Genomic DNA, 20,832 nt, shown 5'->3' with positions numbered 1-20,832 from the left:
TCCTCGGTGCTTTCCAGGTTCCCGCTTCCGCGTTTCCCTTTCCGGCGGTTCCGACTCTATCAGATCCTTTCGGGCCTGATCCCCGGTCAGCGGGGTTTGCCTTCACGGCTGTTGGGCCGTTCCGACGTTCCTAACCTTAGCGCGCCCTCTCGGCGATTCCCAAATCGAAGCCGTACGGAGTCGATCAGGTCGTCGAGTCCCAATTCGAATTGAATTCGGGCACGCCGAAAACAACCCCGTTGGGATGTCGAGCTGGTGGTTTGGGTGCCGCTGTTGCGGCGGAAGTGCTGTCGAAGAACCGTTACGGCTCTGCGGCAACCCGAAGAACTCTACGGATCCGGCATGGGGCTGTCAAGCGGCCCTGTCAAGATCTTTTCGGCCCGGGTGTCAGTCCAGGTCGGTGAGACGCCCGCCGGCGTCCGGCTGCGCGTGCTCGACCCGGCGCAGCAGGCGTGTGAGCACTTCGCCCAGCGCCGTGCGCTCGTCGGGTGACAGGTCCTGGAGCAGGTCCTCCTCGAAGACCGACGCCAGGCGCATCGCCTCCAGCCACTTCTCTCGCCCCTCGGATGTCAGCTCCACGATGACTCGTACGCGGTTGGACTCGTCTCGCTCACGGGTCACCAGAGATTCGGCGACCATGCGGTCGATTCGGTGGGTCATCGCAGCCGGGGTCAGGCCGAGGCGCTTGGCCAGGTCGCTGGGGCCCAGGCGGTAGGGGGCTCCGGAGAGGACGAGGGCCTTGAGGACCTCCCACTCCGCGTTGCTGATGCCGAGGGCCGAGGTCTGACGGCCGTAGGCGACGTTCATGCGGCGGTTCAGGCGGGAGAGGGCCGAGACGATCTGCTCGACCTGGGGGTCGAGGTCCTGGAACTCGCGCTGGTACGCGGCGATCTGCTCTTCGAGGGTCGGCTCGCTGGGGCCGGCGGTGTCGCCCATGGGCGCAGTATCGCACGGTCGCTCTTTGCCTTGAAGTCCTTGGGTATGTACTCTTTAGCTTCGAACTTTAGCTTCGAAGTCTTCACTCCTAACTTGTGAGAGAGGTGAACGTGACCAGGGCGATGGGCGCAGCGATGCGCCGGATTCACGTGGGTAACGCACTCAGCGCGTTCGGGCTCGGCTTCACGGTCCCGTACCTGTACGTCTATGTGGCGCAGGTGCGAGGTCTTGGGGCCATGACGGCGGGTCTCGTGCTCGCCGTCTTCGCTGTGGCCGCGCTGGTGGTGCTGCCGTTCGCCGGGCGGGCCATCGTCCGGCGTGGCCCGCTGCCGGTGTTGCTCGCCGCCCTGGTCACCGCCGCCCTGGGTGCGCTCAGTCTGGGGATCGCGAGCAGCGCGGCGGCCGTGCTGGTGTCGGCCTCCCTGCTGGGTGCCGGGCAGGCCGTGATGCAGCCGGCGCTCGCGACGATGATCGTGGACTGCTCGTCGGCCGAGACACGGTCGCGTGCCTTCGCCATGCAGTTCTTCCTGCAAAACCTCGGGCTCGGCGTCGGTGGCCTGATCGGCGGGCATCTGGTCGACACCAGCAGCGCCGCCTCCTTCACTCTGCTCTTCGCGATCGAGGCGGCGATGTTCCTGCTGCTCGTCGTGGTGATGGTGACCGTGCGGATGCCGCACGCGCCGCGGATCGAGGACGCGCCCAAGGCGTCGGGCGGGGGCAGCTGGAGGCAGCTGCTGGGCAACCGGGCCATGGTGCAGCTGTGCGTGCTGGGCTTCGTGCTGTTCTTCGCCTGCTACGGGCAGTTCGAGTCGGGGCTGAGTGCGTACGGGGTCGAGGCCGCGGGGATTTCGACGTCCGCGCTCGGGACCGCGCTCGCCGCCAACACGCTGATGATCGTCGTCGCGCAGTTCGCCGTGCTGCGGTTCGTGGAGCGGCGCCGGCGGTCGCGGGTGATCGCCGCCGTCGGGCTGATCTGGGCCGTGGCATGGGCCGTCGCCGGGTACGCGGGGCTCGGGCACGGGAGCCAGGAGATGGCGACGGCCGCGTTCGTCTCGACGTACGCGCTGTTCGGGCTGGGTGAGGCGATGCTGTCGCCGACCGTGGCCCCGCTGGTCGCGGATCTCGCGCCGGAGGGCATGGCCGGGCAGTACAACTCGGCTTTCGCCCTGGTCAAGCAGCTCGCGCTGGCCGTCGGGCCGGCGGTGGGCGGGCCGCTGGGGGCGTCGCTGCACGCGCCGTACATCGTGGCGTTCCTGGTGTTCTCCCTGGGGATCACCGTCCTGGCCGTGCGGTTGGGGCGGCAGCTGACCGATGTGCAGGATCAGCCGTGGCTCGGGAAGAGCCGGGTCGTGGCGCGGGGTGGGGCGCCCGTTTCCGCGGACGTCTGATCCGGCGCGCTCACGTCGGCTGCGTGCGCGGCAGGGCGAACTCGCACCAGACCGCCTTGCCGCCGCCCGGTGTGCGACGGCAGCCCCAGTTCGACGCGATCGTGGCGACGATGGCGATGCCCCGGCCCGATTCGTCGCCCGGTTCCGCGCGGCGGCGTCTGGGGAGGTGGTCGTCGCCGTCGGTGACCTCGATGATCAGGCGTCTGTCCGTGCGGCGCAGGCGCAGGCGCATCGGCGGGGTGCCGTGCTGGAGGGAGTTGGCGACCAGTTCGCTGGTGGCCAGGACGCCCAGGTCGTGCAGGTCGGCGGGGAACCGCCAGCTGGTGAGGACGCCGGAGGCGAAGGCACGCGCGCGGGGAGCCGCTTCCACGCCGCCGAGGAGTTCCAGGGCGGCGTTGCGGAAGAGCTCGCTGTCCGCTCCCGTGCGCGCGGGGTGCTGGAGGACCAGGACGGCCACGTCGTCGTCGTGGTCGGGCGTGACACCGGCGGAGCGGACCAGGCGGTCGCAGACGACCTGGGGGGTGCCGGTGGCGCCGGCCAGGGCGCGTTCCAGGGCGGCGATGCCCTCGTCCAGGTCCGCGTCGCGGCGCTCGACCAGGCCGTCCGTGTAGAGGACGGCCGTGGATCCGGGGGCGAGGGGGATCGAGCCCGAGGTGTGCATCCAGCCGCCGGTGCCGAGCGGGGGGCCGGTGGGTTCTTCGGCGCGCAGGACCGTGCCGTTCTCGTCGCGGACGAGGATCGGGAGGTGGCCCGCCGAGGAGTAGATCAGCTTGCCCTCGTTCGGGTCGTGGATGGCGTACGCGCAGGTGGCGATCTGATTGGCGTCGATCTCGGCGGCCAGGCCGTCCAGGAGCTGGAGGACCTCGTGCGGGGGGAGGTCGAGGCGGGCGTAGGCGCGGACCGCCGTGCGGAGCTGGCCCATGACCGCGGCCGCGCGGACACCTCTGCCCATGACGTCGCCGATGACCAGGGCCGTGCGGCCGCCGCCCAGGGTGATGACGTCGTACCAGTCGCCGCCGACCGCGGCTTCCGTGCCGCCGGGGTGGTAGGTGGCGGCGATGCGCAGGTCGTCCGGCTGTTCGAGCTCCTGGGGGAGCAGGGAGCGCTGGAGGGTGACCGCCGTTTCGCGCTGGCGGCGTTCGCTGGCGCGCAGGCGTTCGGCGGCTTCGGCGTGGTCGGTGACGTCGGTGGCGAAGACGAGTACGCCGCGGCCCTCGCTGCCGCCCTTGCCGTCGCCCTGGGCGACCGGGGTGCAGGTGAAGGTGTAGGAGCGGCCGTCGGGGGCCTTGCGGGACTTGACCGTGCGCGGTTTGCCGCTGCGCTGGACCTGGTCCAGGAGGGGGAACAAACCGAGGCCGTCCAGCTCGGGGAGGGCCTCGCGGGCGCGTTCGCCCAGGGGGCGTACGCCGAAGGCGGTCGTGTAGGCGTCGTTGACGTAGGCGATGCGGTGGTCGGGGCCGTGGACCAGGGCGACGAGGGACGGGACGCGGTCGAGGACCTCACGCACCCGCAGCTCGTCGACGGCGGGTACGGACGGCGACTCGTCGGTCAGTTGTTCGGCGCGGGCGGCGGGCACGGAGCCTTCCCCCCGCCGGTCCGGGGAGGCCGTCTGCTCGGTCCGCGCTGCGGCGCGGCGCTGCGTTCCGGGGAGCCGGGCGCTCCAGCGCGTGAAGTTCACGAATCCTTGCCTCGTGTAGTGGTCGGCGGCCGGCACCGGAACCGGCCGGGGCCCCTCAGGGCCCGCACCGGGACGTGGGGTGGCACGCCCGCGGTGGTGGACCAGTCTGGCAGTGCGCGGACCGGACCGACATCCGTCAGACGCCGGGCCGGCCGGTGGAGTTCCTGGGTCCGGTCAGGACGACCCCTTCGGGTTGTGCGGGGGGTCCTGAGAAGGCTTTCCACCGGCCGCGAGTTCGAACTCCGCCCGGGGGTGTTCGAGTGAACCCAGCGAGACGATCTCCCGCTTGAACAGGCCGGCCAGGGCCCATTCGGCCAGCACGCGCGCCTTGCGGTTGAAGGTGGGCACGCGGCTGAGGTGGTAGGCGCGGTGCATGAACCAGGCGGGGTAGCCCTTGAGCTTGCGTCCGTAGACGTGGGCGACGCCCTTGTGCAGGCCCAGGGAGGCGACCGAGCCGGCGTAGGCGTGTTCGTACGCCTCCAGAGGCTCGCCGCGCAGGGAGTGCACGATGTTGTCGGCCAGGACCTTGGCCTGGCGGACGGCGTGCTGGGCGTTGGGGGCGCATTCGCGGCCCGGTTCTCCGGCCGTGACGTCCGGGACGGCGGCGGCGTCTCCCGCGGCCCACGCGTGCGTGGTGCCCTCGACCGACAGTTCCGGCGTGCAGGTGAGGCGTCCGCGGCCGTTGCGCGGCAGGTCGGTGGCGGCGAGCACCGGGTGGGGTTTCACGCCGGCCGTCCAGACGACCGTACGCGTGGGGAAGCGGGCTCCGTCGCTGAGGACGGCGACCCGGTCGGCGCAGGATTCGAGGCGGGTCCGCAGGCGGACGTCGATGTTGCGGCGGCGCAGTTCGGTGACGGTGTAGCGGCCCATCTCCTCGCCGACCTCGGGCAGGATGCGGTCCGATGCCTCGACGAGGATCCACTTCATGTCGTCGGGCTGGACGTTGTGGTAGTAGCGCGCGGCGTAGCGGGCCATGTCCTCCAGTTCGGCGAGTGCCTCCACGCCCGCGAAGCCGCCGCCGACGAAGACGAAGGTGAGGGCCGCGTCGCGGATCGCGGGGTCGCGGGTGGAGGAGGCGATGTCCATCTGCTCGATGACGTGGTTGCGCAGGCCGATGGCCTCCTCGACGGTCTTGAAGCCGATGCCGTGGTCGGCGAGGCCGGGGATCGGCAGGGTGCGCGAGACGGAGCCGGGGGCGAGGACGAGTTCGTCGTAGGGCAGCCGCTGTCCGCCGGTGCCCTCCTCCTCGGTGGCGAGGGTGGTGATGGTGGCGGTGCGTTCGGCGTGGTCGACGGCGGTGGCCTCGCCGATCAGGACCCGGCACCGGTCGAGGACGCGGCGCAGCGGCACGACGACGTGGCGGGGGGAGATGGCGCCCGCCGCGGCCTCGGGGAGGAACGGCTGGTAGGTCATGTACGGGTCGGGGGTGACGACCGTGATCTCCACGTCGCCCCGGTCCAGTTCCCGTTTCAGTCTGCGCTGCAGGCGCAGGGCCGTGTACATCCCGACGTAGCCACCACCGACAACGAGAATGCGCGCACGTTCCTTCACCATCCCATGACGCACCCGACGCTTGAGTTTGTCCACAGCCTCGACGAATTGTGTGACCGGAGCGGGAGAGCGCGCGGAGTTGGCCGGAATCGAGGCCTGCCGCACATATGCGCAGGTCAGGATGGGTGGTGCGAGGGGCGCACGGGGGCACATTCAGGACGTATACGACCCGTACTCCGATCGGTGGGCGCTCCGTGCGGAACGTGCCCCTTCTGAATTGACTCCCTCTCAACTATGTTCGTGTGTCGACGGGGTGTAGGGGGATGTGCTCACCGGGTCCGCGACGGGCGGGCCCGCGGACCTGAGCCGTTCCCTGGCCCCGGCATCGAATGGCGGGGAGTGTCTCCGGGGGGAGACGTCATTACCGGGGGAATGCTTATGCATGTTCAGGACTCTCATTGGTCGCCGGCGTCCGCGGTCGCGGCGGGTGGCATGACGATGAGCGCGGCGGGCAACGGACGCGACGTGTCGCGGACGACGCCGCTGCGCGTGGACGCACAGCGCAATCTGGAGCACGTGCTGCGGGCGGCGCGCGAGGTCTTCGGCGAGCTGGGGTACGGCGCGCCGATGGAGGACGTGGCGCGGCGCGCGCGGGTCGGTGTCGGCACGGTGTACCGCCGGTTCCCGAGCAAGGACGTCCTGGTGCGGCGGATAGCCGAGGAGGAGACCTCCCGGCTGACCGACCAGGCGCGTGCGGCGCTCGGGCAGGAGGACGAGCCGTGGTCGGCGCTGTCGCGCTTCCTGCGGACGTCGGTGGCCTCCGGCGCCGGGCGGCTGCTGCCGCCGCAGGTGCTGCGGGTCTCGGTCGAGGACGGCTCCTCGGGCCCGCGGGTGCCGCAGCAGCGGACCCAGCCGGGCGGGACGGAGCTGCGGCTGGTGCCGGACCAGCCGGTCGCGGTCGCCGCGGTGCCGGCGGTCGCGGGCGAGGACGACGCCGGGACGTCGGCGCTGCTGGAGGTCGTGGGCCAGCTCGTGGACCGGGCGCGTGCGGCCGGTGAGCTGCGGGCGGACGTGTCGGTGTCGGACGTGCTGCTGGTGATCGCCACGGCCGCGCCCTCACTGCCGGACGCCGCACAGCAGGCGGCCGCGTCGGCCCGGCTGCTGGACATCCTGCTGGAGGGGCTGCGCTCGCGACCGGCGTGAGCCGCCCCTGGGGGTCCCGGGGGCCGGGGCCTGAGGAAGAGGGAAGCCTTCCCCGAACGAGTGACGGCTAGTACTTCCGTGCGGCAAGTGCCCACGGATGAGTGATGGTCCGAACTCCAGGGGTCTGACCAAATGCCGATATGGCACGCTGACCCGGTGGTCTGGACGGGTTGGGCGGCTGGCGGGGGCTTTCCGCGATGAGCGTTGACGGTCGGGACGAGTCGAGCGGCGGTGGGAGCGGCGACGCCTCGGCCGGCGACGGGGTCCCGCCGCAGGTGCCGAGCCAGGGCGGCCGCGCGAGCGTGCCGCCCGGCGTGCACCCCGTGGACGGTTCGGTCCCGGCCCAGCGCGACCGGCGCGAGGACGGCGTCCTGCCGCCGCCGCGTGAACTGCCGCCGTCCGACGCCGACCTCATCGACCGGATGCGCTCGGGCGACGACACGGCGTACGAGGAGCTGTACCGGCGCCATGCGCAAGCCGTGCGCCGGTACGCCCGGACCTGCTGCCGTGACGCCCACACCGCGGACGACCTGACCGCCGAGGTCTTCGCCCGCATGCTCCAGGCGGTGCGCGGCGGCGCGGGCCCGGCGCACGCCGTGCGCGCTTACCTGCTCACCTCCGTGCGCCGCGTGGCCGCCTCCTGGACGAGGTCGGCGCGGCGCGAGCAGCTCGTCGACGACTTCGCGGTGTTCGCCGCCCAGTCCGCGCGCGGGCCCGACGTGTCCGACGACGACACGCTCGAACTGGGCGCGGACGTGCGGGCGATGCACCACGCCGAGCAGTCCATGGCCATGCGGGCCTTCCGGTCGCTGCCGGAGCGCTGGCAGGCCGTGCTGTGGCACACCGAGATCGAGGACGAGTCGCCCAGCGAGGTCGCCACGCTGTTCGGGCTGGACGCCAACGGCACCCGCGTGCTCGCCAGCCGGGCCCGCGAGGGCCTCAAGCAGGCCTACCTCCAGGCACACGTCAGCGCCACGCTCACCGGCGACGAGGAATGCGCGCGCTACGCCGACCAGCTCGGCACCTACGCCCGAGGCCGGCTGCGCACCCGGGCCGAGCGGGGGCTGCGCAAGCACCTGGACGAATGCGCGAAGTGCCGGCTGGCGGCCTTGCAGATCGAGGAAGTGGCCGGCGGCATCCCGGCCGTCGTGCCCGTCGCGGTCATCGGCTGGTTCGGGGCCGCCGGGTACGCGAAGGCGGCCGGGCTCATCGCCGGGGGCGCGGGAGCGGCCGGTGCGGCGGGGGCAGCGGCAGCCGGTGGCTCCGCCGGCGGGGCGGCTGCGGGAGGCGGGGCGGCCGCGGCCGGCGGCGGGTCGGCAGGCGGAGGTGGTGCGGCTGTCTCCGAGGGGGTCGGCGCACCGGTGAAGGCCGGTATCGCCGCCGGTGTGGTCGCCGTCGGTGTCGCGGCGGCGGTGGTGATGGCACTGGCCGGCAACGAGAAGCCGAAGCAGGAGGCCGAGGGCACCCCCCGACTCCCTCCGCCGTCGTCGGTGGTGCGCCCGGGTGAGCCCACGCCCACGCCCACGCCGTCCTCCTCACGGCCCGGTCCGGGACCGCGACCGCCGGACATCGCGCAGGCGCGCGCCCAGACGCCCGCGCCGGAACCGAGTTCCAGGACCAGCCCGAGTCCAGATCCAGATCCGGACCCGGACCCCACGCCGACCCGGACCCCCGCTCCACCGCCCGAGTCCCCGAGGCCGACACCGCCTCCGGCCCCCACACCGACGCCCACTCCCCCACCGCCCCGGCCCGCTCCGGCCGTCTACCAGTGGAGCGAACTGTCGTACGACATCAACGGCGACGGCACGAAGCCCGAGATGCGGATCGGTTCGAGCAGCTGGGTCTGGAAGCGGTCCGGCCTGTCGGTCGGCGCCCAGCGGTATGCGCACGGCGTCACCGTGCACGGCCGCTCGTCCGTCACCATCGACCTCAACCGCCCCTGCTCGTCGTACGACGCGCTCGTGGGGGTGGACGACATGACGCTGCGGCTCGGCAAGGTGTACTTCTCCGTCTACGCCGACGGGGTCCGGCTGTGGCGGTCGCCGCTGGTCGAGGGCGGTGACCCGGCCGTGCCCGTCCATGTGAACCTCGCCGGCCGCAGCACCGTCCGGCTGGTGGTGGAACCTCGCAGCGCCCTGGACGACCTGCTGCCGGTGGACTGGGCGGAGTCCAGGTTCACCTGCGGCTAGCCCCACGGGACGGCGGCTCACACCACCCCGCCATCGGCGTACGCGCTGTGCGCCTCGGCCAGCTCGCGCAGGACGTCGTCCGCGGTGAGCGTCGTCCCCCGAGCACGCTCCGCCTCGCACCGGGCACCCCCCAGGGCGGCGCGTACGGCGGCCTCGGCCCGCTCCACCGGGGCGCGCTCCGGCAGGGAGCGTGGGCGGCCGGACCGCCAGTGGTCGGCGGTGCCGAGCAGCCGGGCCGCCCGCGGGAAGTCGCCGAGGTCGGCCAGCAGCCCCGCGACGCCGTCCACCACCGTGGCCCGGATCACGTCCGAGCACCGCTTGGCCACGGCTTCGCGCAGGGCTCCGTCCGGTCGCCATGGGCGGAGCGGATCGCGCGCCGGACTCCCGAGCCGTGATCGCGGCGTCGAGCAGGAGCAGCATCACCATGAACTGGGGCGGCGGAGTGCCGGTGCCGGTGTCCGCCCGGGCCTCCTCGCACCACGCGCGCGCCCGGTCGGTGTGGCCCTCCTCGAACGCCATCTGGGCGCGCATCAGCGGGATGTACGCCTTGGAGTCCCGCACGCCGTACCGTTCGGCGGCGGCCGTGGCCTCGTCCAGCAACGCCGCCGCGGCCCCCCGGTCTCCCCGGCGGTAGGCGATCTCGGCGAGCCGGGCGATGAGGAACGGCGACTCGGCGTAGGCGCCCACCTCGTAGGCGAGCCGCAGGGCCTCCTCGTACTCGCCCTCGGCGTCCTCGAAGCGGCTGCGCGCCATTGTCGGCCTCACCGGCCGCGCTGCACACCTGTGCACGCAGCCAGCGGTCACCCACGCGGCGGCTGAGGGCCCGCAGCTCCGCCAGGTCGTCGTCGACGCCCTCCAGGCCGCCGGGGCCGTCGACGACCGTGTGCGCACGGAACATCAGGGCGACGGAGGCCTCCCAGTCGCCGCCGTACGTACGGCAGTTGGCGACTAGCGATTGACGCGTCGACGCCAGTCAGTCGGCAAGTAGGTCCATCGCGCCGTTCCGAGGACGGACACCCCCCGGCGCGGCCCCGACCCACCCCCGACGCGAAGGCGAAGCGCACGCGCCCCCGCACGGGCGACTACACCCGCCGCCCCCCACCGGCCCCCGCCCCCAACGCCCCTCGCTGCGGTGCGATCCCCGCCGGTACCGCCCGCTGCCTCGCCGGTGTCCCCGTCCAGCACGTGCCGCGGCGGGACAGCAGGCGGCGCAGCCACAGCTCCAGGGAGACCAGGTCCGCGAGGCCGTCCAGGGGCAGGGGTTCACCCGCCGCCGCGCCGCGCAACGCCTTGCGGACCACCCGGGCCTCGACCAGACCCGCCTGCGCCAGCAGCGGAGTGTCGAACAGGGAGACCAGGGAGTCCGCCGCCACACGCAGCCCCGTACGCTCCGCGGCCGCCTCCGTCGCCTGGGTCGGGGCGCCCCAGCCGGGCGGCAGCTCCCGGACACCGGCCCCTTCCAGCACCGTACGAAGGATCGCCGCCCGCGCCCCCGGCCGCACCCGCAGCGCCTCGGGCAGCGCCCGGGCCGCGCGGACGACCTGGTTGTCCAGGAACGGCGCGTGCAGCCGCTGGAAGCGGACCTCCGCGGCCTGCTCCAGCACCCGCAGATCCGCCGCATGACGCGCCAGCGCCGCACGCGCCCGGAAGTCTCCCGGCCGCTGCCCCGGCCCCACCAGCTCCGACCGGTGCGTCGACGCCTGAAGGCGAACCGATACTTCAGCGAGTGCCTCACCAGTCAGCCAGCGCGCCGCCGGCCCGGGTCTGCCCCAGGTCAGCGCGGCGAGCGAGGCATCCAGCGCGCCGCCGGGCGCGTCGAGGCCGTCGTCGGAGCGGGGGTCGAGCAGACGCTCGGCGAGGGACTCGACGCCCGACCGGTACGGCGTCCGGGACAACCGCCGCGCCGCCGCGTACACCCGCGCCGGCACCAGCACCGATCCGTCGGCCTTGGTCAGGGCGGCGACCGGCCGTACCAGATGACGTCGCCGGCGGTCCATCAGCAGGTCGGCGAGGCGCGCGGGATGGGCGTCCAGGACCTGGCGCGCACCGTAGCCCGTGAAGTGGTCCGCGCTGCCCGCCGCCAGCCGGGCCCGGTGACGCGCCGCGGACACCAGGCACGGCCCGGGCTCGTCGGTCAGCGGCCCGTCCAGGTCGGCGTACGGAAGGGTCTCCTCGCCGCCCGCCACGACGACGTGGTGCAGCCGCGGGTTCGCCGCCAGCGCGCCCGCCCGCTCCAGCTCGGCCTCCCGCCCGCCGACGGCGAGGTCGTTGAACGTGACGGCGAGCAGCCGCTCGCCCGCGCCCGTGCCGTGTCCCAGCACCGTGCCCGGCATCCCGGGCAGGCCCGCGGCCAGCAGTGCCAGGGCCCCGGAGGCCGGCCCGCCGGACAGGTCAGCGCCGATGCCCGGCACCGGCATCCCCCGCGCGGCCCGCCGCTCCGCGGGGCCCATGCCGGGCACCGGACCCGGGTCTATGTCCGCCCCGGGGACGTGCCGCGGCGCGGACAGCCGCGCCCGTACGGCCTCCACGAGCGCGTCGCGCACCGCGTCGACCGCGCTGTCGGGATCGGCTGGAGGCGCCGCCACGGCCAGCGAGGCGACCGGCTCGTACCCGGCGATCTCGCGCGCCCCGGCGCGCAGGATGAGGGCGTGCCCGGGCGGAATGCGCTTCACGCCGTCGTACGGCGTGGAGTCGTGCAGCGCGGCGGGCACGTCCGGGGCGGCCAGCAGCGCGGCGAGATGCCCGAAGTCCAGGTTGGCCTCGATGAGGTCGGCCAGCGGCAGCGCGGCGGTCGCGTACGCCGTGCCGCCGGCCCAGGGCGTGTGGAACACGGGCCGCGCGCCCGCGAGGTCGCCGCAGACGGTGATCCGTCTGCCGACCTGGACGATCGCGGTGTAGCTGCCCGGCCAGGCGGTCAGATGCCGGAGCGCGCCACCGCGCGCGGCGAACAGCGCGACGCGCAGTTGCTCGTCGGTGGCGCCGCAGATGCCGAGGACGGCGATCCTGGTCCGGTCGTCGGCCTTCACGACCCGCACCTCGTCGGGGCGCCAGTCGCCGACCGCCCACAGCGGATCGGGGTCGCCCCACAGGAGTTGGGACCCCACCGGATGCAGCGTCTCACCCTCGCTGCCGGTGGCCCCCGCCGAACCGGCAGCGACGGCTCCCGCGGCGGTGCTGCTCCACCCCACCAACCACCGCATCGCCGCCTCCACAGGCTGTGGACAACCAGTGCACCGTACGAACCGGTTCACCATGCTGCCATGAAGGAAGCGTTCCAGAGGGTGCCGACGCCGCTTGCGCTCCGCCGAATGCGCCCCGGCGGAGCCGCCCAACCCCTTTCGGGACCCCGAACACCCGCACGTTCATGACGAGTCGGGCACGAACGGCAGTCGGAATCGACGGCGGCCAGGAGCGCGGAAAACAAAGGGGCGGCCAAGAATCAAGGCGTACCGGCGACATGTCCCCGGTACGACTGCGACGCGAATGCGCCCCCGGAACGCGCCCCAATCACGCCCGGCGCGCCCTCAACTGCCGTGGTAGGAGGCTTGATACCCCACGGCCGAGGGGGTCGCTTTTCAGCCAAATCGATATCGCGCGGGCAGCCTCGAACACGCTCCGTACAGGCTGCGCGCTCTGCCACCCGGTCGCGCAGTCCGGGAGACGGAGCACGCCTCCCGGACCGTTCCGCCGCCCGCGGGGATGAAGGCGGCGGTGTCCCCCAGCCCACTGGATCCAGTACAGCGGGCCGACCCACGCAATGACCATGGAACCGCTCCCGCGATGGCCGGAGAAGAGCGCACGGACAGGCGCACGGCCACACAGTGGGAGCACGTCGCAACAGCCCGTATCTGAACCGCACTTCAGTACGGACCACAATCCCGCCAACCGGAACAATGCCCCTTAACGCTTGGGATGCGGCGAACTACGCTGGGTTTACGAATGCCGCATGGTTATGCCAGCGCGGCAGCCGTCTGTGTCGAGGGGTGGCGCATGTCCAGGGAGCAACGCGGGCCGAACGAAAAACTCGGCGCCGTTCTCGCCCTCGCGGGAATCAGCAACGCAGGCCTCGCGCGACGCGTCAACGACCTTGGCGCCCAGCGAGGACTGACACTTCGCTATGACAAGACGTCGGTGGCGCGCTGGGTGTCGAAGGGCATGGTGCCGCAAGGTGCTGCTCCGCACCTCATCGCCGCCGCCATCGGCCAGAAGCTCGGCCGCCCGGTGCCGCTCCACGAGATCGGCCTGGCGGACGCGGACCCCGCCCCCGAAGTCGGCCTCGCCTTCCCGCGCGACGTCGGTCAGGCGGTGCGGTCCGCGACCGACCTCTACCGCCTCGACCTCGCAGGCCGCCGGGCCGGTTCCGGCGGCATCTGGCAGTCGCTCGCCGGATCGTTCGCAGTGAGCGCATACGCAACGCCCGCCTCACGATGGCTGATAACCCCGGCCGACAGTTCGGTCGCGCGTGACGTGGGCCCCGGCGAGGGCTCCGGCGCACCGCTCAAAGTCGGCCACAGTGATGTGCAGAAGCTGCGGGAGGCCGCCGAGGACGCGCGGCGCTGGGACTCCAAGTACGGCGGCGGCGACTGGCGTTCGTCCATGGTCCCCGAGTGCTTAAGGGTGGAGGCCGCCCCGCTGCTGCTCGGCTCGTACTCCGACGAGGTCGGCCGGGCCCTCTTCGGCGCCTCCGCCGAACTCACCCGGCTCGCCGGCTGGATGGCCTTCGACACGGGCCAGCAGGAAGCGGCCCAGCGCTACTACATCCAGGCCCTGCGCCTGGCCCGGGCCGCGGCGGACGTCCCCCTCGGGGGCTACGTGCTGGCCACCATGTCCCTCCAGGCCACCTACCGCGGCTTCGGCGACGAGGGCGTGGACCTCGCCCAGGCCGCCCTCGAACGCAACCGCGGCCTGGCCACGGCCCGCACCATGAGCTTCTTCCGCCTCGTGGAGGCCCGCGCGCACGCCCGCGCCAACGACGCCCCCGCGGCCGGCGGCGCCCTCAAGGCGGCCGAGAGCTGGCTGGAGCGCGCCCGCCCCGGCGACAACGACCCGAGCTGGCTCGGCTTCTACTCCTACGACCGTTTCGCGGCCGACGCGGCCGAGTGCTACCGCGACCTCAAGGCACCCCGGCAGGTCCGCCGCTTCACCGAGCAGGCCCTGTCGAAGCCGACGGAGGAGTTCGTCCGCTCGCACGGCCTGCGCCTGGTCGTCTCGGCGGTCGCCGAACTGGAGTCGGGCAATCTGGACGCGGCGTGCGAGCAGGGGGTGCGGGCGGTGGAGGTCGCCGGGCGGATCTCCTCGGCCCGTACCACCGAGTACGTGAAGGACCTCCTGCACCGGCTGGAGCCGTACGGCGACGAGCCCCGGGTGGTGGAGCTTCGTGAGCGTGCACGGCCGCTGCTGATGGCCCCGGCGTAGAAAGAGCAGGTGTGCCGCCCGTCCCGCGTTTGAAGGCATTGTCAGTGGCGCAGTGCAGTATCGAGGCGGGAGGTGGTGCGCGTGCGGAGCACATACGACTGTGACGTGCTGGTGATCGGCGGCGGAATCGTCGGGTTGTCGACCGCGTACGCGATCACACGCGCCGCACCGGGCACACGTGTCACCGTCCTGGAGAAGGAACCCGGCCCGGCCCGCCACCAGACCGGCCGCAACAGCGGCGTCATCCACAGCGGCATCTACTACCGCCCCGGCTCCCTCAAGGCGCGGTACGCGGTGCGGGGCGCGGCGGAGATGGTCAAGTTCTGCGCCGAGTACGGCATCCCGCACGCCGTCACCGGCAAGCTGATCGTCGCCACCGACCGCGCGGAGCTGCCCCGCCTGCACGCCCTCGTACAGCGCGGCCGGGAGAACGGGATCCCGGTGCGGGAGCTGGGCGCGTCCCAGATCGCGGAGTACGAGCCGGAGGTGCGGGGCCTCGCCGCGATACACGTCGGCACGACGGGCATCTGCGACTTCGTCGCGGTCGCCCGCCAGCTGGCCCACGGCTCGGGCGCGGAGATCCGCTACGGCACCCGGGTCGTGCGGGTCGACCGGCGCCCGGAGCGGGGGGTCGCCGTGCTCACGGCCTCGGGGGACGTCGTACGCGGGCGGGTCCTGGTGAACTGCGCCGGTCTCCAGTGCGACGAGATCGCCCGGCTCACCGGGGACGACCCGGACATGCGGATCGTGCCGTTCCGGGGTGAGTACTACGAGCTGGCCCGGCCCGAGCTGGTACGCGGCCTGGTCTACCCGGTGCCCGACCCGGCGTTCCCGTTCCTCGGGGTGCATCTCACGCGGGGTATCGACGGGGGCGTCCATGTCGGACCCAACGCGGTGCCGGCGCTGGCCCGCGAGGGCTACGGGTGGGGCACGGTCCGCCCGCGCGAGCTGGGCTCGACCCTGGCCTGGCCCGGCTCCTGGCAGATAGCCCGCCGGCACTGGCGGTACGGGGCCGGCGAGCTGCGGCGCTCCCTGTCCAAGCGGGCCTTCACGGAGGCGGTGGGCAGGCTGCTGCCCGGGGTGTCCGAGGGCGACCTCGTACGGACGGCCGCGGGCGTGCGCGCACAGGCGGTTCTCCGCGACGGAACCCTGGTCGACGACTTCCTGATCCGCGAGGGCGCCAGAACCGTCCATGTCCTCAACGCACCGTCCCCTGCGGCCACGGCGTCCTTGCCGATCGGCCGGGAGGTGGCGCGCAGGGCATTGAGCGCGCTGTGAGACTCACAGGTGCCGGGCATTGCCGCTGAGGCCGGGTGGGTCCGCAACCCGGCGGAGCGGGGTGCCTCCCCCAAGCTCTCGGCTTCGCTCGAGCAGGGGGGACCCCCATCGCCTACCCGTGCCGCCCCAGGCGGCACGCATGCCCGCAGGCGGCGCGGACCCGCACCCGCGTACGGCGAGCAGGGGACGTGTCGGGGGGTGTCCGCCCGTAGCGGTTGGCGCGTCAACGCCAGTCAGCCGGTATGACACCCCATCGCGCCGTTCCGAGGACGGACACCCCCCGGCGCGGCCCCGACCCACACCCGGCGTCAGGCGAAGCACCGCAACCGTAAAATCAGTAGCACTGTGTCTGACTCCGCGAACACCCCCGAAACCCCGGCCCCGCACCCACACCCGCACCCGCACACCCCGGGTGTCTCCGTCCGGGGTACCCGGGCCAAGGGAGAGCCGCGCTTTCCCGACGGGCCCAAGGCCGACCCCGCCGGATCGCACTTCGAGCGGCGGATCCGGAGTTTCCAGCCGCGGCGCAGCCGGGTCACCGCAGGTCAGGCGGATGCCCTGCAGCGGCTGTGGCCCAAGTGGGGCCTCGACATCGACGGCAGCCGCACCCTCGACCTGCCCGAGCTGTTCGGCAACGACAACCCCGTCGTCCTGGAGATCGGCTTCGGCATGGGCGAGGCCACCGCCCAGATGGCCGCCGCCGACCCCGCCACGAACATCCTCGCCGTCGACGTTCACACCCCCGGCCAGGGCAATCTGCTCAACCTCGCCGACCGCAACGGCCTGTCCAACATCCGGGTCGGCAACGGCGACGCGATCATCCTCCTGCGCGAGATGCTCGCCCCGGACTCCCTCAGCGGTCTGCGCGTCTACTTCCCCGACCCCTGGCCGAAGAAGCGGCACCACAAGCGCAGGATCATCCAGCCCGACTTCCTCACCCTGGCCGCCACCCGTCTCGGGCCGGGCGCGTTCGTCCACTGCGCCACCGACTGGGAGCCGTACGCCGAGCAGATGCTCGACGTCCTCACGGCCCACCCCGACTTCGAGAACACGCAGGCGGACGGCGGTTTCGCGCCGCGTCCCGACTTCCGTCCGCTGACCCGTTTCGAGGGCCAGGGACTGGACAAGGGACATGTCGTGAACGACCTCCTCTTCCGTCGCGTACAGCACGTGGACCAGCCCCCCGCCGGCGCCTGACCACCCCTGGCACTTCCGCCTGCGGACAGCGCCCATCCGTCGTTAGGGTCAATGCCGTGGCCACCAGCCCCCCACATCCGTCGTATCCCAGCGGTCCCGCCGACGGCGCACCCCTCGCCGGCCCGGGCACGGCCGGCTCCCTGCGGCACGCCCACTGGTGGGAGCGCGCCTGGGTGCGCTACGGCGCACTGAGCACGCTCCTCGCGATATCCGGCCTGGTCATCCTCGCCCTGGTCCGCGAGGAGACCGGCACGGAGGGCTTCCTGGTGGGGCTGGGGCTGGCCGTGCTGCCGGTGCCCCTGCTGATAGCCGCCTTCCGCTGGCTGGACCGGGTGGAGCCCGGTCCCTGGCGGAACCTGCTGTTCTGCTTCGCCTGGGGCGCCTGCGCGGCGGCGCTGATAGCGATCGTCGCCAACAGCTTCGCGACGAGATGGATAGCGACGGCGACGGCGGACCCGTCCAGCGCGGACACCCTCGGCGCGACGGTGATAGCCCCGGTGGTCGAGGAGTCGGCCAAGGCGGCGGCCGTCCTCCTGGTCTTCCTCTTCCGCCGCCGGGACTTCACCGGGATCCTCGACGGGGTCGTCATAGCCGGCGTGACGGCGACCGGCTTCGCCTTCACGGAGAACATCCTTTACCTGGGCACGGCCTTCGGCACCGACCAGCTCACCGGCGGCACCGGCATCGCCTCCGTCACGGCGGCGACCTTCTTCGTGCGCATCGTCATGTCGCCGTTCGCGCACCCGCTGTTCACGGTCCTGTCGGGCATCGGCTTCGGCATCGCCGCGCTCTCGGCGGACCGCCGGCCCCTGCGCCGCGTCGTCTTCCCGCTCGGCGGGCTGCTGCTCGCGATGGGCATGCACGCGATGTGGAACGGCTCCTCGGCCTTCGGCGAGTACGGGTTCTTCGCCGTGTACGCGGCGTTCATGGTGCCCATCTTCGGACTGCTGACGTGGCTGGTGATCTGGACCCGGCAGCGGGAGCTGCAGACCGTACGGGCGGAGCTGCCCGCCTACGCCGTGGCCGGCTGGCTGACCCCGGCCGAGCCGTACGCGCTGGGCTCGATGCGGGCCCGGCAGATCGCCCGCCAGTACGCCCGCCGTCACGTGGGCAAGCCGGCGGCGCGGGAGGTGGCGCGCTACGAGGCGTACGCGACGTCCCTGGCGTTCCTGCGGCACCGGGCCCGGCGGGGCCGTGCCGGGCCCGACTTCGCCGTACGGGAGGGGGAACTGCTCGGCGAGCTCTGGCGGCGCCGGGACGTGGCCCGCCCCGCGCTGGACCACGCGGCGCGGATCACCGCCCCTCCGGTCCCGGTGACGGCCCCGCCGTGGCCGGTGTACGGGGTGTACGGGTACGGCCCGCAGCCGACGCCGTACCCCGCGTACAACCCGTACCGCTCCTGAGACCTCTCGTCCGACTCAGGCCGCGTGAGACCAAGCCAGGCCGAGCCAGGACGAGCCAGCCCGAGCCAGCCCGACCCCGGCCGAGTCAGGCCGAAGCCTCGGTGAGCCGTCCGATCTCATCCTCCGAGAGCGTCAGCCCGCCGACACCGGTCAGCGCGGGCAGCTGCTCCACAGTCCGCGCGGAGGCGATCGGCGCCACCACGGTCGGCTGCGCGGCGAGCCAGGCCAGAGCCACCGTGGCCACGGGCACGTCGTGCGCCGCGGCGATCTCGTCGAGGGCGGCGAGCACCCGCTGCCCCCGGTCGGTCTCCAGGTGCTTGGCCGCGCTCCCCGCTCGTGCGCTGTCGACCGTCGTGCCGGGCCGGTACTTGCCCGTGAGGAAGCCGGACGCGAGCGCGAAGTACGGTACGGCGGCCAGGCCGGCCCGCTCGGCGAGATCCTGGAGCTCGCCCTCGTAGGTGTCGCGGGAGACCAGGTTGTAGTGGGGCTGGAGGGCCACGTACCGGGCGAGCCCCTCGCGGTCGGAGAACTCCAGGGACGCCCGCAGCCGCTCGGCGGAGATGTTGGAGGCGGCGATGTGCCGCACCTTCCCGGCCTTCCTGAGGGTGTCGAGCGCGCCGATGATCTCCTCGACGGGCACGTCGGGCTGGTCGAAGTGCGTGTAGTACAGGTCGATGTAGTCGGTGCCGAGGCGCCGCAGGGAGGCATCGGCGGCGGCCTTGATGGTGGCGGCGGACAGGCCGCGGAACTCGGGGTGCTGGCTGACCTTCGTGGCGACGACGACGTCCGCCCGGTTGCCGCGGGCCTTCAGCCACTTGCCGAGCACGGTCTCGGACTCACCGCCCCGGTTGCCCTCGACCCAGGCCGAGTAGGAGTCGGCGGTGTCGACGAAGTTGCCGCCGGCGGCGGTGTAGGCGTCGAGGACGGCGAACGACTGGTCCTCGTCGGCGGTCCAGCCGAAGACGTTGCCGCCGAGGGCGAGCGGGAAGACCTCGAGGTCGGAAGGGCCGAGCTTGCGCAGAGAAGTCATGCTTCACGTCAACGCCGGTACCGGAGCCGCCCATTCCCCCACTCGGCCGTGCATGCCGGAAAATCCGGCAGCCCTGACGTCGGGGGGTCGTCGTCAGGGCCGCCGGTGCTTCAACGGGTGGGTACGGCTTACGGGTTCAGTCCCTTGCCCCGCAGCCACGCCATCGGGTCGATGCCGCTCGCGGAACCGCCGGAGTGGACCTCCAGGTGAAGGTGGGCCCCGGTGACGTTGCCGGTGGCGCCGACACGGCCGATGACCTCGCCCGTGCTGACCTTCTGGCCGACGCTGACGCCGATGGAGGACTGGTGCGCGTACCAGATCTCGGTGCCGTCATCGAGGGTGAGGACGGTCTTGTAGCCGTACGAGCCGTTCCAGCCGGCCTCGGTGATGGTGCCGCTGTGGACGGCCTTGATCGGCGTGCCCGTGGGGGCGGCGAAGTCCAGGCCCGTGTGGTAGCCGGAGGACCAGTAGGCGCCGGCCTGGCCGAAGCTGGAGGTGATGGTGTACGAGGAGGTCGGCAGCGTGAACTGCTTGGCCAGGGCGGCGAGGCGCTCGGCCTCGGCCTTCTTCCTGGCCTCCTCCTCCGCCTTCTCCTTGGCCGCGGCGGCCTTGGCCTTGGCTTCCTTCTCCGCCTTGGCGACCGCTTCGGCGGCTGCCTTCTGGGCGGCGGCCGCGGCGTCCTCGGCGGCCTTGGTCTCGATCTGGTCCTGCTGGTGCTCGACCTGGGCCATGATCCGGGCGCGCAGTGCTTCACCTGCGCCGGCGCCGGAGGTGCTCTTGCCCTGCTCGGGGGCGGCCGTGGCGGTGCCGAGGCTGCTGAGCGGGGTGGCGGAACCCTCGGGGGTGTCGTCGTCCGAGATGAGGGAACCCACCGAGGGCAGGTCCGGGACGGAGATGGACACCGGGGGCTTGCCGGTCTGGGCGCTGGCCATGCCGCCGGCACCCACGGCGGCTATGACGCCGACGCCCAGGACGGTGGAACTGCGGGCGAGGCCTCCGCCGCGCTGCTTGGTGACGCGATGCCGGCCACGGACGGGACGGATGGACTCCTCGGTGGGGTTCCACTCCTGGAACGGGCCCTCGTCGGTGCGCTGACCGCCGTAGCCGAAGGTGTCGGTGTCGCGCTTCGGCGCGAACGGGGCCGCGGGGGCAGGCCGGTTGGACGCCACGTGGGCGTGCTCCTTTCCTTCCTTCTCGCCTACCGGGTTAGCTGACGGGTTCGGAGCAGGAAGGTCTCCTACGCGCGTATACCAACCGTGCTTCCACGGTGGTATCCGCCCGATTCACCCCAAGTGGTGGTTCCCCGGTTCCCTTTCGGGATTCGGCGCGTGCGCACGGAGCCGCCTTCTGTGACGGCTGGGACGACCGCGCTGCGTTATCGAACGTTAATGGAGGCGCGAGGGGTATTCCAGCGATTCCGCTTGATCATTAACCTTTTTCGCGCGGACTTACCCGCCATGACCGGAGTAAATCGGGCGAGTTGACCGCTTCGCAAGTGACTGACGGGTTTTGACGGGGCGTCAGGATTCCGGCCCTCGGCCTTCAGTAGCGGGGACAGGATTTGAACCTGCGACCTCTGGGTTATGAGCCCAGCGAGCTACCGAGCTGCTCCACCCCGCGTCGT

General features: G+C 72.6%; 15 protein-coding genes, 1 tRNA gene and 1 riboswitch. Of the genes, 8 read left to right on the top strand and 8 right to left on the bottom strand.

The window, feature by feature from the left end; all coding sequences use genetic code 11:
• Nucleotides 1-387: 387 nt before the first annotated feature.
• Complete coding sequence (locus OO68_RS39485) at nucleotides 388-936, bottom strand: MarR family winged helix-turn-helix transcriptional regulator (protein ID WP_033314308.1); 549 nt, start codon at nucleotides 934-936, stop codon at nucleotides 388-390.
• 122 nt (nucleotides 937-1,058) lie between these two features.
• Between OO68_RS39485 and OO68_RS39480 the strand changes: the two genes are divergently transcribed.
• Nucleotides 1,059-2,324 carry an MFS transporter gene (locus tag OO68_RS39480; RefSeq protein WP_033314307.1) on the top strand — a complete coding sequence of 422 codons (1,266 nt, stop codon included), beginning with the start codon at nucleotides 1,059-1,061 and terminating at the stop codon, nucleotides 2,322-2,324.
• 10 nt (nucleotides 2,325-2,334) lie between these two features.
• Here OO68_RS39480 and OO68_RS39475 read toward each other — a convergent pair whose 3' ends face one another.
• Both OO68_RS39475 and OO68_RS39470 read right to left on the bottom strand, forming a co-directional pair.
• On the bottom strand, nucleotides 2,335-4,002 hold the full coding sequence (locus OO68_RS39475) for an ATP-binding SpoIIE family protein phosphatase (RefSeq protein ID WP_033314306.1): 1,668 nt from the start codon (nucleotides 4,000-4,002) through the stop codon (nucleotides 2,335-2,337).
• A 174-nt stretch (nucleotides 4,003-4,176) separates the two neighbouring features.
• Nucleotides 4,177-5,556 carry an NAD(P)/FAD-dependent oxidoreductase gene (locus OO68_RS39470; RefSeq protein WP_033314305.1) on the bottom strand — a complete coding sequence of 460 codons (1,380 nt, stop codon included), beginning with the start codon at nucleotides 5,554-5,556 and terminating at the stop codon, nucleotides 4,177-4,179.
• Nucleotides 5,557-5,931: 375 nt separating this feature from the next.
• On the opposite strand from OO68_RS39470, the gene OO68_RS39465 reads away from it, so the two are divergent.
• A complete protein-coding gene (locus tag OO68_RS39465; protein ID WP_033314304.1) occupies nucleotides 5,932-6,696 on the top strand; it encodes a TetR/AcrR family transcriptional regulator in 765 nt (254 codons plus the stop codon).
• 197 nt (nucleotides 6,697-6,893) lie between these two features.
• Nucleotides 6,894-8,885, top strand: coding sequence for a sigma-70 family RNA polymerase sigma factor (locus tag OO68_RS39460; RefSeq protein ID WP_033314303.1), 1,992 nt, complete (start codon nucleotides 6,894-6,896; stop codon nucleotides 8,883-8,885).
• Between the two features lie 17 nt (nucleotides 8,886-8,902).
• Here the strand turns inward: OO68_RS39460 and OO68_RS48545 are convergent, their stop codons facing one another.
• The gene (locus tag OO68_RS48545) at nucleotides 8,903-9,211 is read right to left on the bottom strand and encodes a hypothetical protein (protein ID WP_033314302.1); all 309 of its coding nucleotides are present in this window, start codon (nucleotides 9,209-9,211) and stop codon (nucleotides 8,903-8,905) included.
• 98 nt (nucleotides 9,212-9,309) lie between these two features.
• Between OO68_RS48545 and OO68_RS48540 the strand changes: the two genes are divergently transcribed.
• On the top strand, nucleotides 9,310-9,519 hold the full coding sequence (locus tag OO68_RS48540; protein ID WP_033314301.1) for a hypothetical protein: 210 nt from the start codon (nucleotides 9,310-9,312) through the stop codon (nucleotides 9,517-9,519).
• 448 nt (nucleotides 9,520-9,967) lie between these two features.
• On the opposite strand, the gene OO68_RS39445 is transcribed toward OO68_RS48540, so the two are convergent.
• Nucleotides 9,968-12,085: an asparagine synthase-related protein gene (locus OO68_RS39445; RefSeq protein ID WP_033314300.1), complete on the bottom strand. Its 2,118-nt coding sequence runs from the start codon at nucleotides 12,083-12,085 to the stop codon at nucleotides 9,968-9,970.
• 790 nt (nucleotides 12,086-12,875) lie between these two features.
• Between OO68_RS39445 and OO68_RS39440 the strand changes: the two genes are divergently transcribed.
• From OO68_RS39440 to OO68_RS39425, 4 genes are all read left to right on the top strand, one after another.
• Nucleotides 12,876-14,300 carry an NsdA family TPR-like regulatory protein gene (locus OO68_RS39440; RefSeq protein ID WP_033314299.1) on the top strand — a complete coding sequence of 475 codons (1,425 nt, stop codon included), beginning with the start codon at nucleotides 12,876-12,878 and terminating at the stop codon, nucleotides 14,298-14,300.
• Between the two features lie 72 nt (nucleotides 14,301-14,372).
• Nucleotides 14,373-15,578, top strand: coding sequence for an L-2-hydroxyglutarate dehydrogenase (lhgD, locus tag OO68_RS39435; protein WP_033314298.1), 1,206 nt, complete (start codon nucleotides 14,373-14,375; stop codon nucleotides 15,576-15,578).
• 345 nt (nucleotides 15,579-15,923) lie between these two features.
• Nucleotides 15,924-16,775 carry a tRNA (guanosine(46)-N7)-methyltransferase TrmB gene (gene trmB, locus OO68_RS39430; protein WP_033314297.1) on the top strand — a complete coding sequence of 284 codons (852 nt, stop codon included), beginning with the start codon at nucleotides 15,924-15,926 and terminating at the stop codon, nucleotides 16,773-16,775.
• 56 nt (nucleotides 16,776-16,831) lie between these two features.
• Nucleotides 16,832-18,178, top strand: a complete 1,347-nt coding sequence (locus OO68_RS39425; protein WP_033314296.1) for a PrsW family intramembrane metalloprotease — start codon at nucleotides 16,832-16,834, stop codon at nucleotides 18,176-18,178.
• Nucleotides 18,179-18,263: 85 nt separating this feature from the next.
• On the opposite strand, the gene OO68_RS39420 is transcribed toward OO68_RS39425, so the two are convergent.
• The 3 genes from OO68_RS39420 to OO68_RS39410 all read right to left on the bottom strand — a co-directional run bounded on the left by OO68_RS39420 (nucleotide 18,264) and on the right by OO68_RS39410 (nucleotide 20,828).
• Nucleotides 18,264-19,208, bottom strand: coding sequence for an aldo/keto reductase (locus OO68_RS39420; protein WP_033314295.1), 945 nt, complete (start codon nucleotides 19,206-19,208; stop codon nucleotides 18,264-18,266).
• A gap of 128 nt (nucleotides 19,209-19,336) precedes the next feature.
• Nucleotides 19,337-20,377, bottom strand: a complete 1,041-nt coding sequence (locus tag OO68_RS39415; protein ID WP_033314294.1) for a M23 family metallopeptidase — start codon at nucleotides 20,375-20,377, stop codon at nucleotides 19,337-19,339.
• 11 nt (nucleotides 20,378-20,388) lie between these two features.
• Nucleotides 20,389-20,545, bottom strand: a riboswitch (cyclic di-AMP (ydaO/yuaA leader).
• A gap of 209 nt (nucleotides 20,546-20,754) precedes the next feature.
• A tRNA-Met gene (locus OO68_RS39410) sits at nucleotides 20,755-20,828 on the bottom strand.
• Nucleotides 20,829-20,832: the final 4 nt, after the last annotated feature.

The organism is Streptomyces iakyrus, from assembly GCF_000717055.1.
Lineage (GTDB): Bacteria > Actinomycetota > Actinomycetes > Streptomycetales > Streptomycetaceae > Streptomyces > Streptomyces iakyrus.
Note: the sequence above shows the minus strand (reverse complement) of the source record. Positions and strands in the feature narration are given on the sequence as shown.